This window comes from Streptomyces sp. NPDC014676 (assembly GCF_043084105.1).
GTDB lineage: Bacteria > Actinomycetota > Actinomycetes > Streptomycetales > Streptomycetaceae > Streptomyces.
The window spans coordinates 697932-713991 of sequence record NZ_JBIBZI010000001.1; the positions used below are offsets into that span (position 1 = coordinate 697932).

At 69.6% G+C, this 16060-nt stretch carries 15 protein-coding genes; 9 read left to right on the top strand and 6 right to left on the bottom strand.

Annotated elements, in window-relative coordinates; all coding sequences use genetic code 11:
• Positions 1-92: 92 nt before the first annotated feature.
• The 3 genes from ACF1DX_RS03195 to ACF1DX_RS03205 all read right to left on the bottom strand — a co-directional run bounded on the left by ACF1DX_RS03195 (position 93) and on the right by ACF1DX_RS03205 (position 2969).
• The gene (locus tag ACF1DX_RS03195) at positions 93-941 is read right to left on the bottom strand and encodes a DUF4429 domain-containing protein (RefSeq protein WP_391789513.1); all 849 of its coding nucleotides are present in this window, start codon (positions 939-941) and stop codon (positions 93-95) included.
• A gap of 66 nt (positions 942-1007) precedes the next feature.
• A complete protein-coding gene (locus ACF1DX_RS03200; RefSeq protein WP_391789514.1) occupies positions 1008-2225 on the bottom strand; it encodes an alpha/beta hydrolase in 1218 nt (405 codons plus the stop codon).
• A gap of 54 nt (positions 2226-2279) precedes the next feature.
• A complete protein-coding gene (locus ACF1DX_RS03205) occupies positions 2280-2969 on the bottom strand; it encodes a TetR/AcrR family transcriptional regulator (protein ID WP_391789515.1) in 690 nt (229 codons plus the stop codon).
• Positions 2970-3080: 111 nt separating this feature from the next.
• Between ACF1DX_RS03205 and ACF1DX_RS03210 the strand changes: the two genes are divergently transcribed.
• Both ACF1DX_RS03210 and ACF1DX_RS03215 read left to right on the top strand, forming a co-directional pair.
• Positions 3081-4700 (top strand): MFS transporter, encoded by a 1620-nt coding sequence (locus ACF1DX_RS03210; RefSeq protein WP_391789516.1) that lies wholly within the window; start codon positions 3081-3083, stop codon positions 4698-4700.
• A 175-nt stretch (positions 4701-4875) separates the two neighbouring features.
• Positions 4876-5181 (top strand): small hydrophobic protein, encoded by a 306-nt coding sequence (locus ACF1DX_RS03215; protein WP_391789517.1) that lies wholly within the window; start codon positions 4876-4878, stop codon positions 5179-5181.
• Between the two features lie 51 nt (positions 5182-5232).
• Here the strand turns inward: ACF1DX_RS03215 and ACF1DX_RS03220 are convergent, their stop codons facing one another.
• Together ACF1DX_RS03220 and aceE are read right to left on the bottom strand one after the other, a co-directional pair.
• Entirely contained in the window at positions 5233-5976 is a 744-nt protein-coding gene (locus tag ACF1DX_RS03220) for a potassium channel family protein (protein WP_391789518.1), read from the bottom strand.
• Positions 5977-6049: 73 nt separating this feature from the next.
• Positions 6050-8797 carry a pyruvate dehydrogenase (acetyl-transferring), homodimeric type gene (gene aceE, locus ACF1DX_RS03225; RefSeq protein ID WP_391789519.1) on the bottom strand — a complete coding sequence of 916 codons (2748 nt, stop codon included), beginning with the start codon at positions 8795-8797 and terminating at the stop codon, positions 6050-6052.
• 406 nt (positions 8798-9203) lie between these two features.
• Between aceE and ACF1DX_RS03230 the strand changes: the two genes are divergently transcribed.
• From ACF1DX_RS03230 to ACF1DX_RS03255, 6 genes are all read left to right on the top strand, one after another.
• Positions 9204-9641, top strand: a complete 438-nt coding sequence (locus tag ACF1DX_RS03230) for a DUF3052 domain-containing protein (protein WP_030218400.1) — start codon at positions 9204-9206, stop codon at positions 9639-9641.
• A gap of 108 nt (positions 9642-9749) precedes the next feature.
• Positions 9750-10208 (top strand): peroxiredoxin, encoded by a 459-nt coding sequence (locus tag ACF1DX_RS03235; RefSeq protein ID WP_391789520.1) that lies wholly within the window; start codon positions 9750-9752, stop codon positions 10206-10208.
• Positions 10209-10369: 161 nt separating this feature from the next.
• Positions 10370-10945, top strand: a complete 576-nt coding sequence (locus ACF1DX_RS03240; RefSeq protein ID WP_030859518.1) for a calcium homeostasis/redox stress adaptation protein — start codon at positions 10370-10372, stop codon at positions 10943-10945.
• Positions 10946-11081: 136 nt separating this feature from the next.
• Positions 11082-11657 (top strand): TerD family protein, encoded by a 576-nt coding sequence (locus ACF1DX_RS03245; protein ID WP_391789521.1) that lies wholly within the window; start codon positions 11082-11084, stop codon positions 11655-11657.
• 49 nt (positions 11658-11706) lie between these two features.
• Positions 11707-12846, top strand: coding sequence for a DUF475 domain-containing protein (locus tag ACF1DX_RS03250; RefSeq protein WP_391789522.1), 1140 nt, complete (start codon positions 11707-11709; stop codon positions 12844-12846).
• Positions 12847-12973: 127 nt separating this feature from the next.
• On the top strand, positions 12974-13711 hold the full coding sequence (locus ACF1DX_RS03255) for a Tellurium resistance (RefSeq protein WP_391789523.1): 738 nt from the start codon (positions 12974-12976) through the stop codon (positions 13709-13711).
• A gap of 30 nt (positions 13712-13741) precedes the next feature.
• Here the strand turns inward: ACF1DX_RS03255 and ACF1DX_RS03260 are convergent, their stop codons facing one another.
• Entirely contained in the window at positions 13742-14683 is a 942-nt protein-coding gene (locus tag ACF1DX_RS03260; RefSeq protein ID WP_391789524.1) for a TerD family protein, read from the bottom strand.
• A gap of 181 nt (positions 14684-14864) precedes the next feature.
• On the opposite strand from ACF1DX_RS03260, the gene ACF1DX_RS03265 reads away from it, so the two are divergent.
• On the top strand, positions 14865-16031 hold the full coding sequence (locus tag ACF1DX_RS03265) for an HpcH/HpaI aldolase/citrate lyase family protein (RefSeq protein WP_391789525.1): 1167 nt from the start codon (positions 14865-14867) through the stop codon (positions 16029-16031).
• Positions 16032-16060 lie beyond the last annotated feature (29 nt).

The following is a 16060-nucleotide window of genomic DNA, read 5'->3' on the forward strand; positions in this document are numbered from 1 at the left end:
GGGAGGGCGGGCTGGGGGTCCCCCTCTGGGGGAGGCACCGCGAAAGCGCCGGGACGCGCGACCCACCCCCGCGAACCCGCACCCCAGGAGCCTCACAACTCCGCGAGCAACTCCGCCTTCTTGGAGGAGAACTCCTCATCGGTCACCAGGCCGGCCTGGTGAAGTTCCCCCAAGTGCCGGATCCGCTCGGCGATGTCCGCGGGGTCACGGCGCGCCCGCGCCGTGGACACCGCCGGCACCGGCGCACAGTTGCGCACCGCCGCCAGCACGGCCGCCGCGAACGGCAACGACTCGTGCACGGGCCCGTACCCCAGCCCGAACACCACGGCGGCCGGATCCTGATCGGCCTGCGCCGGCGGAGCCCCCGCGTCCCGCCGCAGCAACCGCAGATGCCCCTCGAACACCTCCGGCGACCGCCACTCCACCCCGCTCAGCTCACCCACCGGGAACCGCTGGTCCCCGGCCTTCCACTTCGCCGACGACGCCCCCGTCCAGAACCACCGGAACGCCACCGCCGTACCGTCGAAGGACGCCTTCCCGTCGTACGCCTTGAACTGCAGCGGCACCTCGGGAGCGGCCACCAGATGACGTTCGGCGGGCCCGGACTCGGTGAGCTGCGCGCGCAGTTCGTCGGCGTAGTACTCGGCGAGCGTCTCGCGTTCGGCGGGCAGCACCAGCCGGTAGGGGTCGCTGCTCTCCTTCAACTGCCCGGAGGCGGCCTCCATCAGCGGATCGGCACCGGGCCGGAGCTCGATCCGCAGGACCACCGTCCCGCGCTTGCCGGGCGCGAGGGTCACCCCCTCGATCGCCTCCAGCGGAACACGCCGCTCCCCAAGCGCCTGGAACAGCTTGGGCGTTCGAATCCCCCGTTCGTAACGGATGAGTACGGAGTCGGACTCGAACTCCCAGGCGGCATGAAAACCGGCCAGTACGTCACCCATGCGGCTCATCGTATGCGGCACGAGCTTCTCCGTCCCTTCCCCACGCATACCGCAGTATCTCCGCCTCTACGCGCGTCCGGTAGTGGTCGTACCGGACGAACCCGTCCGGCAGAGGTCGTCCCCGCCCGCGCAGGACACCGCGCGGTATGCGCCAACACCGATCTCGGCGAAGTTCCGCAGACTGTCCGTGCCCGGCGCGAAGTACCCGGCGTGGCCCTCGGCCTCCCGTGCCGACAGCACGCGCGCGCCGAATTCCGCCGTCACCGGGTCGGCCCCGTGGCCCAGACCGCCGAGCTCCAGGTACGGCACGTCCTGGATCCAGTCGTCGGCGTCCCGCATCGCCCACACCCGGGCGGTGGTGTGCAGTTGGGCGGTGTTCTCGACCCGCATGCCGGGGCTGCCGGCCACCGCGATGTCGGACACCCGCTCCGGCAGGGTGTGCGCGGCGATCCCGCACACCACGGAGCCGTAGCTGTGGCAGAACAGCGAGACCGGGCCGATCCCGGGCAGTCCGCGCACCAGCGCGTCCAGCCGCACCGCGCCGTCCTCGGCGCGCATCGCCGTGGCCGCGTCCATGCCGAGCCCGCGGGGAGCCGTGTAGTCGGCCCAGGCGATCACGGCCGTACGGGTCGTGGGATCGGCGGCGCGCTCCGCCGCGTACAGGGACTTCGCCATGCCGACGGGGGCCGCGTGCGCGCGGTTCGTGCGCTGGAAGGTGAGCAGGTCGGTGTCGACACCGGGGACGACGACCGAGACCCGCTCGGCCCTGCGCAGGTCGCCGAAGACCTCGGCGATCCGGCCGGAGCCCGAGGGGTCGAAGGCGAGGATGTGCCGGCCGGGACGCGCCAGCGCCTCGAAGCGGTTCATCCGGCGTGCCGCCTGCCGCTGACCCGAGTCGGTGAGGCGACTGTCGTGCACGCGTTCGAGTTCGAGTTCGCGGGCCTGCTCAAGCGCGATGCGGTTGGCCTGGTAGCGCAGGTGGACCGGTGCGCCGTTCATGTTGCCGACCGCGAGCGGATAGCGGCGGGCGAGACTCGCGCGCTGCCCCACGGTGAGGGAGGCGAAGAACCGGGTCAGCCGCGCGGGCTCCGCATCCGGGTCCGGCAGCCGGTGGCCCGCTATCCGGCCGTGCTCCCACGCGTCGAGCGATGCCTGGAGCGGAGCGGGGTGGCGCTGATGGCGCAGCGCCGTCCAGCCCGTGGTCGCCAGCATCACGAAAACGACGGCGAGCGCGAGCAGCATGCGCCAGACGTTCAGTTGCGGGGAGGTGTCGAAGGAAGTCACTGAAAGGACACACTAGGAGAACGGGAGGGTCTCGCGTGAACCAAGTGACCGGGATCACGTTTCGGTGTGCCGATTCGGGGCCCCCTCCGTACGCCAGTTCCCCACGAGGGCCGGCCCCACGTGGTCCAGGCAGGTCGTCATCAGGTCCCGCATGGCCGCCGCGCTGAAGTCGTCCCCGACGGACCAGCGCCGCTCCGCCACGCGGATCACCCCGCCGAACGCGGCCACCAGGATCCGCGGCCGGGGATCGGCGTCCACGTCGAGTCCCTCGCGCTCGGCGATGATGCGTGCCAGCTCCTCCTCCAGCTCCTCGGCGCGCCGCAGATGGGCGGCGAGCAGGGCGGGCGTCGACTCGATCACCCGGTAGACGCGCATGTGCAGTTCCAGGGGGACGAGCTGTTCGACGGCCTCGTTGATGCCGTCCCAGCTGTCCAGCACGGCCCGGCGCAGCACCTCCAGCGGCGCCTCGCCCGGCGGGCGTTCGCGTACGGCCCCGATGACGTGCGACTCCGCGAGCCGGGGGACGAAGAACGCCACCTCCTCCTTGCTCGCGAAGTAGCGGAAGAAGGTGCGCTGCGAGACGTCGACGGCCGCGGCGATGTCGTCGACGGTCGTCCCCTCGTACCCGCGCGTGGCGATCAGCTCCAGCGCGGCCCGGACCAGCGCGTCCCGGGTGCGCCGCTTCTTGCGCTCCCTCAGACCCGGCCGCGGTAGCGCGTCCACGGCGGTCCCGACCGTCCCCATGACTCCTCCTCGAACTGTTTCCCCAGTTCAGGCTATACACGGATGTCCTGTCAGTGACCGACTGGTGAATTGGTTTGTCAACTGTCAGCGGCTGACATTAGTGTCGAACGTATGACTAGTCAGACCACCATCGACAAGGCGGGGCCGGGGGACGGTACGCCGGCCGCCCCGTCGGACGGGACCCCGGGCAAGGGGTTGCGCGGGCACCCCTGGTTCACCCTCATCACCGTCGCCGTGGGCGTCATGATGGTGGCCCTCGACGGCACCATCGTGGCGATCGCGAACCCGGCCATCGGTGACGACCTGGGCGCCTCGCTGTCGGAGCTCCAGTGGATCACCAACGCCTACTTCCTCGCCCTCGCGGTCTGCCTGATCACCGCGGGCAAGCTCGGTGACCGCTTCGGCCACCGCCAGACCTTCCTCATCGGTGTCGTCGGCTTCGCCGCCGCGTCGGGGGCCATCGGTCTGTCCGACAGCATCGCGATGGTCGTCACCTTCCGTGCCCTCCAGGGCCTGTTCGGCGCCCTGCTGATGCCGGCCGCGCTCGGCCTGCTGCGGGCCACCTTCCCGGCCGAGAAGCTCAACATGGCGATCGGCATCTGGGGCATGGTCATCGGCGCCTCCACCGCGGGCGGCCCGATCCTCGGCGGTGTCCTCGTCGAGCACGTCAACTGGCAGTCGGTGTTCTTCATCAACGTGCCGGTCGGCGTCCTCGCCCTCGCGCTCGGCGTGTGGATCCTGCTCGACCACCGCGCGGAGAACGCCCCGCGCTCCTTCGACCTGCTCGGCATAGCCCTGCTGTCCGGTGCGATGTTCTGCCTCGTGTGGGCCCTGATCAAGGCGCCCGAGTGGGGCTGGGGCGACGTCCAGACCTGGTCGTTCATCATCGGCTCGTTCGCCGGCTTCGGGGCCTTCGCCTTCTGGGAGACGAAGGTGAGGGAGCCGCTGATCCCGCTGGCGCTGTTCCGCTCCGTCCCGCTGTCCGCGGGTGTCGTGCTGATGGTCCTGATGGCCATCGCCTTCATGGGCGGCCTGTTCTTCGTCACCTTCTACCTGCAGAACGTGCACGGCATGAGCCCGATCGACGCCGGTCTGCACCTGCTGCCGCTCACCGGCATGATGATCGTCGGATCGCCGCTGGCCGGAGTGATGATCACCAAGGTCGGCCCGCGCATCCCGCTCGCCGGCGGCATGGCGTTCACCGCGCTCGCCATGTACGGCATGTCCACGCTGGAGACGGACACCGGCAGCGCCGTGATGTCGCTCTGGTTCGCCCTGCTGGGCCTCGGCCTCGCGCCGGTCATGGTCGGCGCCACCGAGGTCATCGTCGGCAACGCGCCGCTCGAACTGTCCGGTGTCGCCGGTGGCCTCCAGCAGGCCGCCATGCAGATCGGCGGCAGCCTCGGTACGGCCGTGCTCGGCGCCGTGATGGCCTCCAAGGTGGACAGCGACCTCGAGGGCAACTGGGCGGAGGCGGGACTCCCGCCGCTCACCCCCGAACAGGCCGATCAGGCTTCCCAGGCCGTCCAGGTCGGCGCGGCTCCGGTGGCCGAGGGCACCCCGGCACAGATCGCCGCGAAGATCACCGACGTCGCCCACGACACCTTCATCTCCGGTATGAGCCTGGCGTCCCTGGTCGCCGCCGGAGTCGCCGCCGCGGCGGTGCTGGTCGCCTTCCTCACCAAGCGCGGTGAGAACGCGGAGGCGGGCGCGGGCGTCGGCCACATCTGACGGACCGTACGGCAGGGTTCGCCCCTCGGGGCGAACCGGTCCGGAAGGCGCCCGCTGCGGCGCGCCGCTGGAGAAGGCGGCGCGCCGCAGCGGGCCTTCCGGCGCCGGCCCGCGTGAATTCGCCGCCGAAGCGGGGGTACCCGCCATGTCAACCAACCCTTACAGGGAGTTGACGATGGCGAGCTTCGGACACGGAACGCGCAGGCACCCCCGCTCACGTGGCCGGACGTGGTCACGGACCGGGCCGGATCGCGCGACCCTCGGGATCATCGGAGCCATCTGCGCGGTCGCCGGGTTCTTCGTGCTGGGGATCATCCTCGGTCCGGTGGCGGTCGTCTGCGGCTGGCTCGCGATGGGCCGCAGCTGGGCGGGTTCCCGCTCGGTGCCGGCCCTGATCGCCCTGATCCTGGGCGCCATCGACACGCTCCTGGCCGTCATCTGGCTGGCCGGAGCGACCACTTCGGGTTACGGCCTGTTCTGACCCGGAGCACGAGGGACGGGCCCCCGGCGCGGAGCCGGGGGCCCACCCGTGTCACCGTCGCTCCCCGGCCGGCGCCGCCCTCAGGGCCGCCACCTCGGCACGCAGCGCCTGCACCTCCCGGATGAGCGTCTCGATGGCCTCCGTCTGCCGCCGCTCCTCCACGTCGTCCTTCTCGAAGCGGGCGATGAACCACGCGGCGATGTTCGCGGTCACCACACCGAGCAGCGCGATCCCGGACAGCATCAGGCCCACGGCCAGCACGCGTCCCAGTCCGGTGGTCGGCGCGTGGTCCCCGTACCCCACGGTCGTCATCGTCGTGAAGGACCACCACACCGCGTCGCCCAGCGTCCGGATGTTGCCGTCCGGCGAGTCCCGTTCCACCGAGAGCACCGCGAGCGAGCCGAACATCAGCAGCCCGACCACCGCCCCGGCGACATACGTCGTCAGCCTGATCTGCGAGGCCAGCCGGGCGCGCTGCCCGACCAGCAGCAGCGTCGACACCAGCCGCAGCAGCCGCAGCGGCTGGAGCAGGGGAAGCAGTACGGCGCACAGGTCCAGCCAGTGCGTCCGCAGGAACACCAGGCGCTGTTCGGCGAGCGCCAGCCGGACGGCGTAGTCGACCGCGAACGCCCCCCACACCGCCCACTCCACGGCCGTGCACAGGGCGACCACGTCCCGGCTCGCGCCGGGCCGGACGATCGGCACGGCATAGGCGACGGCGAAGGCCACGGCCAGGCCGAGGAGCGGCCGCTGGGTGCGGTGTTCCCAGCGGACCTGGGCCGACTGCTGCTTCATGGCCCGTATCGTAAGGAAACGGGACGGGGTGGTGGACCCTCGGGTCCACCACCCCGTCGTCACGCCACGGGCGTCACGCGTCGCCGCCCGCCACGCCCGGGTCGGCCGCGGCGACGTCCAGCAACTGGTACCGGTCGATGGCCTGCTTCAGCACCGACCGGTCGACGTGGCCCTCGCGGGCCAGTTCCGTCAGCACCGCCACCACGATCGACTGCGCGTCGATGTGGAAGAACCGCCGCGCCGCCCCCCGCGTGTCCGCGAACCCGAACCCGTCCGCGCCCAGCGACTGGTACGTCCCCGGCACCCACCGCGCGATCTGGTCCGGCACCGACCGCATCCAGTCGGACACCGCCACCACCGGCCCCCGCGCCGCCGCGAGCTTCCGCGTCACGTACGGGGTGCGCTGCTCCTCCTCCGGGTGCAGCAGGTTGTGCCGCTCGCAGTCCACCGCCTCGCGCCGCAGCTCGTTCCAGGAGGTCGCCGACCAGACGTCCGCCTTGACGTTCCACTCCTCGGCGAGGATCCTCTGCGCCTCGATCGCCCACGGCAGCGCGACCCCGGACGCCAGGATCTGCGCCGGGAGCGAGCCCGCCGTGCCCTCGCTGAAGCGGTAGAGGCCCTTGACGATGCCCTCCGCGTCGACGTTCTCGGGCTCGGCGGGGTGCTGGATCGGCTCGTTGTACACCGTCAGGTAGTAGAAGACGTCCTCGCCGTGCGGGTGCTCCTCGTCGGAGCCGTACATCCGGCGCAGCCCGTCCCGCACGATGTGCGCGATCTCGAACCCGAACGCCGGGTCGTACGCGACGCACGCCGGGTTCGTGGAGGCCAGCAGCTGCGAGTGGCCGTCCGCGTGCTGGAGACCCTCACCGGTCAGCGTCGTACGCCCCGCGGTCGCGCCCAGGACGAAACCGCGCGCCATCTGGTCGGCCATCTGCCAGAACTGGTCACCGGTGCGCTGGAAACCGAACATCGAGTAGAAGACGTACACCGGGATGAGCGGCTCGCCGTGCGTGGCGTACGCCGATCCCGCCGCGATCAGCGAGGCCGTGCAGCCGGCCTCGGAGATGCCGTCGTGCAGCATCTGCCCGTTCGGCGCCTCCTTGTAGGCGAGCAGCAGCTCCCGGTCCACCGACTCGTACTGCTGGCCGAGCGGGTTGTAGATCTTCGCGCTCGGGAAGAACGAGTCCATGCCGAACGTGCGGTACTCGTCCGGCGCGATCAGCACGAACCGCTTGCCGATCTCCTTGTCCCGCATGAGGTCCTTGAGGAGACGGACGAAGGCCATGGTCGTCGCGATGGACTGCTGGCCCGAGCCCTTCTTCACGGTCGCGTACGTCTTCTCCTCGGGCAGCCGCAGTGGCTTCGACCGCACCACCCGCGTCGGCACGTACCCGCCGAGCGACTTGCGGCGGTCGTGCATGTACTGCATCTCCTCCGTGTCCGGCCCCGGGTGGTAGTAGGGCGGCGGACCGGACTCGAGGTCCTTGTCGGAGATCGGCAGGTGCAGCCGGTCCCGGAAGTGCTTGAGGTCGTCGACCGTCAGCTTCTTCATCTGGTGCGTGGCGTTGCGGCCCTCGAAGTTCGGGCCCAGCGTCCAGCCCTTGACCGTCTTCGCGAGGATCACCGTCGGCTGGCCCTTGTGCTCGGCCGCCGCCTTGTACGCCGCGTAGATCTTGCGGTGGTCGTGACCGCCGCGCCCCAGGTGCAGGATCTGGTCGTCGGTCATGCCCTCGACCATCGCGCGCAGCCGGTGGTCGTCGCCGAAGAAGTGGTCGCGGATGTACGCGCCCGACTCGGTGGCGTACGTCTGGAACTGGCCGTCCGGCGTGGTGTTCATCTTGTTGACCAGCACGCCGTCGCGGTCCTGCGCGAGCAGCGGGTCCCAGGTGCGGTCCCAGATCAGCTTGATCACGTTCCAGCCGGCGCCCCGGAAGACCGACTCCAGCTCCTGGATGATCTTCCCGTTGCCGCGCACCGGTCCGTCGAGCCGCTGCAGGTTGCAGTTGACGACGAAGGTCAGGTTGTCCAGGCCCTCCCGCGCGGCGAGGGTGAGCTGGCCCAGCGACTCCGGCTCGTCCATCTCGCCGTCGCCGAGGAACGCCCACACGCGCGAGCGCGAGGTGTCCGCGATGCCGCGCGCGTGCATGTAGCGGTTCATCCGCGCCTGGTAGATCGCGCCGATCGGGCCGAGCCCCATCGACACGGTCGGGAACTCCCAGAAGTCCGGCATCAGCCGCGGGTGCGGATACGACGACAGGGTGTACGGGGCCTTCGACTTCTCCTGGCGGAAGCCGTCCAGGTGCCGCTCGCTCAGCCGGTCCAGCAGGTACGCGCGGGCATAGATGCCGGGGGAGGCGTGCCCCTGGAAGAAGACCTGGTCGCCGCCGTCGCCCTCGTCCTTGCCGCGGAAGAAGTGGTTGAAGCCCACGTCGTACAGCGACGCGGAGGAGGCGAAGGTGGCGATGTGGCCGCCGACCCCGATGCCCGGCCGCTGCGCGCGGGAGACCATCACCGCGGCGTTCCAGCGGGTGGCGTTGAGGATCTTGCGCTCGATCTCCTCGTTGCCCGGGAAGAACGGCTCGGCCCGGGTCGGGATCGTGTTGACGTAGTCCGTGCTGCGCATCTCGGGCACGGCCACGCGCTTGGCGCGGGCACGTTCGATGAGCCGCAGCATCAGGTAGCGGGCCCGCTCCCGGCCGCGCTCGTCGACCGCGGCGTCGAGGGAGTCGAGCCACTCCTGGGTTTCCTCGGGATCGAAGTCAGGAACCTGACTCGGAAGGCCGCCAATGATGATCGGGTTGCGATCGGATGCGGAAGCCACGCTGTTCCTTACCTGTCAGAGGGCCGGGAGACGGGCCGCTGTTTTTCGCCGGTACGGCCCGGATTGCGCCGCTCCCCATGGTCCACCTCGGGGCCGTCGGCGTCATCTCTACCGGGAGGTAATCCGGGGTCGGTACCAGTACGGTGTCCATGGGGCTCGTCCATTCGAGTCTTCGTACACGTAGACGGTTCCCAAAGGGCCAAACGGGGCACAAAGGTGTGGTGTGCGTCACTTCAGGCCATGATGGTGTGCCTGGAGTTGCGGTGACCCGGCCAGGATCGTCACCGTTTCGGCGGTCTGCACGGCCGGGTACTTGCGCGATCCGTCCCGCCCGTGTGGACTACGGCCAATGCTTCGCGCACGCGCGTGGCTGAGTTATTTCCAAGACATGATCAGGAGGCAACCCGTGAGCGCGACCGCGGACCACGCGGAGGAGCGGACGAACCCTGCCGCCAGGCTGGGGTTCCAGCCCGGGCAGGTGGTCCAGGAGATCGGCTACGACGACGACGTCGACCAGGAGCTCCGCGAGGCCATCGAGGGCGTCATCGAGAGCGACCTTGTCGATGAGGACTACGACGACGTGGCTGACGCCGTTGTGCTGTGGTTCCGCGACGACGACGGCGACCTGACGGATGCGCTGGTGGATGCCACCACGTACATCGAAGAGGGCGGCGCGATTCTGCTCCTCACGCCGAAGACGGGCCGTTCGGGCTATGTGGAGCCGAGCGACATCTCGGAGGCCGCCACCACGGCGGGCCTGACGGCGGCCAAGAGCGTCAGTGTGGGCAAGGACTGGAGCGGCAGCCGGCTGGCGACGCCGAAGGCGGCCAAGTCCAAGCGGTGAACCACCCCGGACGGGCCGGTCGCGTCACGCGTCGGCCCGTCCGTCGGCCTGTCGTGCTCCCTGCGTAGGGTGGTCGGAGCGAACCACCCCAGAGGGACGGACACGACGATGGCGATCCAGGCCGGCGACAAGGCCCCCGACTTCGAACTCAGGGACAACCACGGGGCGACCGTGAGGCTGTCCGACTTCCGCGGCCGGAAGAACGTAGTCGTGCTCTTCTATCCGTTCGCCTTCACCAGCGTGTGCGCCGGCGAGCTGCGCGAGGTCCGCGACCGGTTGCCGCAGTTCTCCGACCGCGACACCCAGGTGCTCGCCGTCTCCAACGACTCCATCCACACCCTGCGCGTCTTCGCCGAGCAGGAGGGCCTGGAGTACCCCCTGCTCAGCGACTTCTGGCCGCACGGCGACGTCTCGCGCGCGTACGGCGTCCTCGACGAGGACAAGGGGTGCGCGGTGCGCGGGACGTTCATCATCGACAAGGAGGGCGTCGTGCGCTGGACCGTCGTCAACGCCCTGCCGGACGCCCGTGACCTGAACGAGTACGTCAAGGCGCTCGACGCCCTGTAGTCACGTCAAGGCGCTCGACACCCGCGGATCCGGGCCGACACCCTGTGATTCTTCGTCCGCCGGGCCTGCGGCGGCCGGGAACCCGTCACTAGGATCGACTCGTTGATCCGACATCCGACGCACTACGGGGCACCCCGCCCCAGGACACCAATGGAGGACTCGTGGGAGTCAGCCTCAGCAAGGGCGGCAACGTATCGCTGACCAAGGAGGCGCCGGGCCTGACCGCGGTCATCGTCGGTCTGGGGTGGGACATCCGCACCACGACCGGTACCGACTTCGACCTCGACGCCAGCGCCCTGCTGCTGAACAGCAGCGGCAAGGTCGCCAGTGACGCGCACTTCATCTTCTTCAACAACCTCAAGAGCCCGGACGGCTCGGTGGAGCACACCGGTGACAACCTGACCGGTGAGGGCGAGGGCGACGACGAGCAGATCAAGATCAACCTCGCCGGGGTCCCCGCCGACATCGAGAAGATCGTCTTCCCGGTCTCCATCTACGACGCCGAGAACCGCCAGCAGTCCTTCGGCCAGGTGCGCAACGCGTTCATCCGCGTCGTCAACCAGGCCGGCGAGGCCGAGATCGCCCGCTACGACCTGAGCGAGGACGCCTCCACCGAGACCGCCATGGTCTTCGGTGAGCTGTACCGGCACGGCGCGGAGTGGAAGTTCCGCGCCATCGGCCAGGGCTACGCCTCGGGCCTGCGCGGCATCGCGCAGGACTTCGGCGTGAACGTCTGAGAGGCACCGCGGGGCGGCCACGCCCGAGCCCGGCCGCCTTCCGCGGCCGCACCGCCCGGCGCCGCACGGTTTACGTGCGGCGCCGGACGCGCAGGACCACCTGAGAAACATCACCACCCGGGGAGGGACCAGCATCATGGGCGTCACGCTTGCCAAAGGGGGCAACGTCTCCCTGTCCAAGGCCGCACCCAACCTCACACAGGTCATGATCGGACTCGGCTGGGACGCGCGCTCCACCACCGGAGCCGACTTCGACCTCGACGCCAGCGCGCTGATGTGCAGCGGCGGCCGGGTCATGGGGGACGAGTGGTTCGTCTTCTACAACCAGCTCAAGAGCCCGGACGGCTCGGTGGAGCACACCGGTGACAACCTCACCGGTGAGGGCGACGGGGACGACGAGTCCCTGCTGGTCGACCTCCCCAAGGTGCCGGCTCAGTGCGACAAGATCGTCTTTCCGGTCTCCATCCACCTGGCCGACGAGCGCGGCCAGACCTTCGGCCAGGTCAGCAATGCCTTCATCCGCGTGGTGAACCAGGCGGACGGCCAGGAACTCGCCCGTTACGACCTGAGCGAGGACGCGTCCACCGAAACCGCGATGATCTTCGGTGAGCTCTACCGCTATCAGGGCGAGTGGAAGTTCCGTGCGGTGGGACAGGGGTACGCGTCGGGGTTGCGGGGCATCGCTCTAGACTTCGGAGTCAACGTTTCGTAAAGCCGATCACGGCAGCGGGGGAGACCCGTTAACACACCTGGGGTAGCCAGTGGTTCTGAAAACCTTCGGCTGGTCGTTCGCGGTCACCGCGCTCGGCCTGGTCGCAGCGATCCTCTTCGGGGGGTGGACCGCCTTCGGAATCGTGGCGATCCTCTCGATCCTCGAGATCTCGCTGTCCTTCGACAACGCGGTGGTCAACGCCGGCATCCTGAAGAAGATGAATGCCTTCTGGCAGAAGATCTTCCTCACCGTCGGCATTCTGATCGCCGTCTTCGGCATGCGGCTGGTCTTCCCCGTCGTGATCGTCGCCGTCAGCGCCCAGCTCGGCCCGATCGAGGCGGTCGATCTCGCGCTCAGCGACAAGGACCGTTACCAGGAACTCGTCACCGACGCCCACCCGGCGATCGCCGCGTTCGGTGGCATGTTCCTGCTGATGATCTTCCTGGACTTCATCTTCGAGGACCGGGACATCAAGTGGCTGGGCTGGCTGGAGCGCCCGCTGGCCAAGCTCGGCAAGATCGACATGCTGTCGGTCTGCATCGCCCTGGTCATCCTGCTGATCTCCGCGGTCACCTTCGCCACCCACGCCCACCAGCACGGCGGCGCGCACGTGGACAAGGCGGAGACGGTCCTGCTCGCCGGTATCGCGGGCCTGATCACCTACATGATCGTGGGCGGTCTCTCCGGCTACTTCGAGGACAAGCTCGAAGAGGAGGAGGAGCACGAGCACGAGGAGGAGGAGAAGGCCGCGCGGGAGGGCAAGCCCCGCACGGTGGTGGCCATGGCAGGCAAGGCCGCGTTCTTCATGTTCCTCTACCTGGAGGTCCTGGACGCCTCCTTCTCCTTCGACGGCGTCATCGGCGCGTTCGCCATCACCAACGACATCGTCCTGATGGCCCTCGGCCTGGGCATCGGCGCCATGTACGTGCGGTCCCTGACCGTCTACCTGGTCCGCCAGGGCACCCTGGACGAGTACGTCTACCTGGAGCACGGCGCGCACTACGCCATCGGCGCCCTGGCGCTGATCCTGCTCGTCACCATCCAGTACGAGATCCCCGAGCTCATCACCGGCTCCATCGGCGTCATCCTGATCGGCGCCTCCTTCTGGTCCTCCGTACGCCGCAACAAGCGGCTCGCGGAAGCCGAGGGAAACGCCGGCGACAAGACTGAGGTCACCTCCGGGGTGTGACAGCCCTTCGGGTGAGGAACGCTCTCGACGGGGCGGCCACCGAGGACCACTCCTCGGAGCCGCCCCGTCGGCCGTCCGGGAGTTCCGGCGGCCCGAGCGGGGCTCGGCGACTGGACTTGGGGCGGGAATGGGTTTCCTGGACGGACTGTGGCGCGGACGTGAGAGCGCCTTCGACTCGGGCAGCGCGGCCAGCAACGCCATCGAGCTGACCAAACGGCACGGTCAGGTGTCCCTGACCAAACAGGGCGCGGCCACCGGCCATCTGCGGATCAACCTGAGCTGGCGGATGCGGACCTCCGACTTCGGCGGCTCCCAGCGGGAGAGCCTGCTGCGCCACCCCCTCAAGGCGCTCAAACCGCCGGAGGTCGTCGGCCACAGCCAGTCCATGGTCAACGTCGACCTCGACCTGGGGTGTCTGTACGAGCTCCAGGACGGCACCAAGGGCGTGGTCCAGCCCCTCGGCGGCCTCCTCGGCGACGTCAACGCCGCGCCGTACGTCAAGCTCAGCGGCGACGACCGGTTCGGGTCCGGCTCGGGCGAGACCATGTACGTCAACCTCGACCATCGCGAGAACATCAAGCGCCTGCTGGTCTTCGCCTACATCTACGACCAGACGCCCGCGTTCGACCGCACGCACGCCATGGTCACGCTCTACCCCAGCAGCGGCCCGCGGATCGAGATCGGCCTCGACGAACGCCACCCCCAGGCCCGCTCCTGCGCGGTGGTGATGATCGAGAACGTCAAGGACGAGATCCTGGTCCGCCGCGAGGTGAAGTTCGTGTACGGATTCCAGGCGGAGCTGGACCGGCTGTACGGGTGGGGGCTCCAGTGGGGGAGGGGCTTCAAGACGAAGACCGGTCACTGAGGAGCCCCTGATCGCGCGGGTACCGGCCCGTCAGCGCCCGATGAACTGCGGCCCCTGCGGCGGAAGCCGGAAGTCCGGGTCGGGGGAGGCGGCGGCCGGCGGCGGGAAACCGTACCCGCCCGGCGCCCCCGCGGCGGCCGTGGCGGGCGCCGGCGGATATCCGTAGGCGGGCTGGCTGGTCGGCTGGGGATATCCGTAGGCCGGCTGCGTGGCCGCGGGCTGCTGCGGCGGATAGCCGTACGCGGGCTGCGCGGGCACCCCCGCCGGCTGCTCGGGCGGCAGCGGCCGGGACACCTCGGGCGCCGGCGGGACGAGCGGGGCCTGGGGCTGCGTCAGCGCCTCGGAGGAGGTCCGGTCGGAGGCCGGTACGTGCGCCGTCGGGGGCGGAAGCTGGGTGACGTCGGAGGAATCGGGCTCCTGCGCGGCCTCCGACTCGTCGACCGAGATGCCGAAGTCGGTCGCCAGCCCCTTCAGGCCGTTCGAATAGCCCTCGCCGAGCGCCCGGAACTTCCAGCCCTCACCGCGCCGGTACAGCTCACCGCAGATCAGCGCGGTCTCCTCGCCGGTCTCCGGCTTGACGTCGAAATACGCCAGCGCGTCCCCGTCGGCGGCCTGCGCGTCGTACAGCAGGATGCGCAGGTCCCGTACGCGGTCGAAGGCGACGCCGTCCGCCGACGCGACGAGCAGAATCCGGCCGACACCGGACTCGACACCGGCGAGATCCGTCTGGATCGTGTCGGTCAGGCCCTCGGCGACGCGCTTCTTGCCGAGCCGCCACACCTGCCCGGCAGGGTGCCGTGGCTGGTTGTAGAAGACGAAGTCCTCGTCGGAGCGCACACGACCGTCGGGGCCGAGGAGCAGCGCGGAGGCGTCGATGTCCGGCACCCCCTGTCCGGGCGACCAGCGCAGCACGGCACGTACTGTGGTGGCCTCGAGAGGGACGTTCGACCCCTTGAGCATCGCGTGCGTCATGCGGTCATCCTGCCTTCTCCGTCCTGGTCACGACAACGCGGGGGTTGGGGCCGACATGGCGGGGATACCTGAAGTTCATGCCCCGGGGGAACCGCCGACATGGATCCCTACGTACTATTACCGGCCACCTTCCGACATTCCATAGATTCCATAGATTCCAGAGAGGCCACGGGGGAGTTCAATGCGTCATTTCGGGCATCTTGCCCCTGCGGTGCGGAAACGTCTCTTCTACCGGGAGCCCGGCGAGTTCACGCCGGATTCCCCGGCCCGGCTGCTCTCCGCGGCCCTCGGCGCCACGCTCTACAGCCCCGCGGTCCGGCCCCGGCTCGCCGACGACATCGTCAAGCAGGGCGGAAACGGTGTGGTCTCCATGGTGCTGTGCCTGGAGGACTCCATCAGCGACGCCGACGTGCCGGCCGGTGAGGAGAACCTCGTACGGCAGTTCGCCGACCTGGCCGGGCGGCCCGGGGCGGACCTGCCGTTGCTGTTCATCCGGGTCCGCACCCCCCAGCAGATTCCCGACCTCGTCCACCGCCTCGGCCCCGCCGTCGCGCTGCTGTCCGGATTCGTCCTGCCGAAGTTCACCGCGGAACGCGGCCTGCCGTTCCTGGAGGCGCTGGCCACCGCCGAGGCCGAAAGCGGCCACCGGCTCTTCGCCATGCCCGTGCTGGAGTCGCCCGAGCTGCTCTACCGCGAATCCCGCGTCGAGACCCTCGAAGGCATCTTCCGCGCCGTCGACAAGTACCGCGACCGCGTCCTCGCACTGCGCCTCGGCGTGACCGACTTCTGCTCCTCCTACGGGCTGCGCAGAGGCCCCGACATGACGGCGTACGACATCCAGGTCGTCGCCTCCGTGATCTCCGACGTGGTGAACATGCTGGCCCGGGCCGACGGCACCGGATTCACCGTGACCGGACCTGTCTGGGAGTACTTCCGGGTCCAGGAACGCATGTTCAAGCCACTCCTGCGGCAGAGCCCCTTCCACGAGGTGCAGGCCGTGGCACTGCGCGAGAAGCTGATCGAACACGCCATGGACGGCCTGCTGCGCGAGATCTCCCTCGACCGGGCCAACGGCCTGCTGGGCAAGACCTGCATCCACCCCTCCCACGTCCTCCCCGTGCACGCGCTGTCCGTCGTCAGTCACGAGGAGTTCAGCGACGCCCAGGACATCCTCCGGCCGGAACGCGGCGGCGGGGGTGTACTCAGGTCGGCCTACACCAACAAGATGAACGAGGTGAAACCCCACCGCGCCTGGGCCGAGCGGACCCTGCTGCGCGCCGAGGTCTTCGGCGTCACCAACGAGGACATCGGTTTCGTGGAACTGCTCGCGGCGGGCCTGGCCGAGTGAACGGGACGGAGAAGACCGTGAACGAGGGG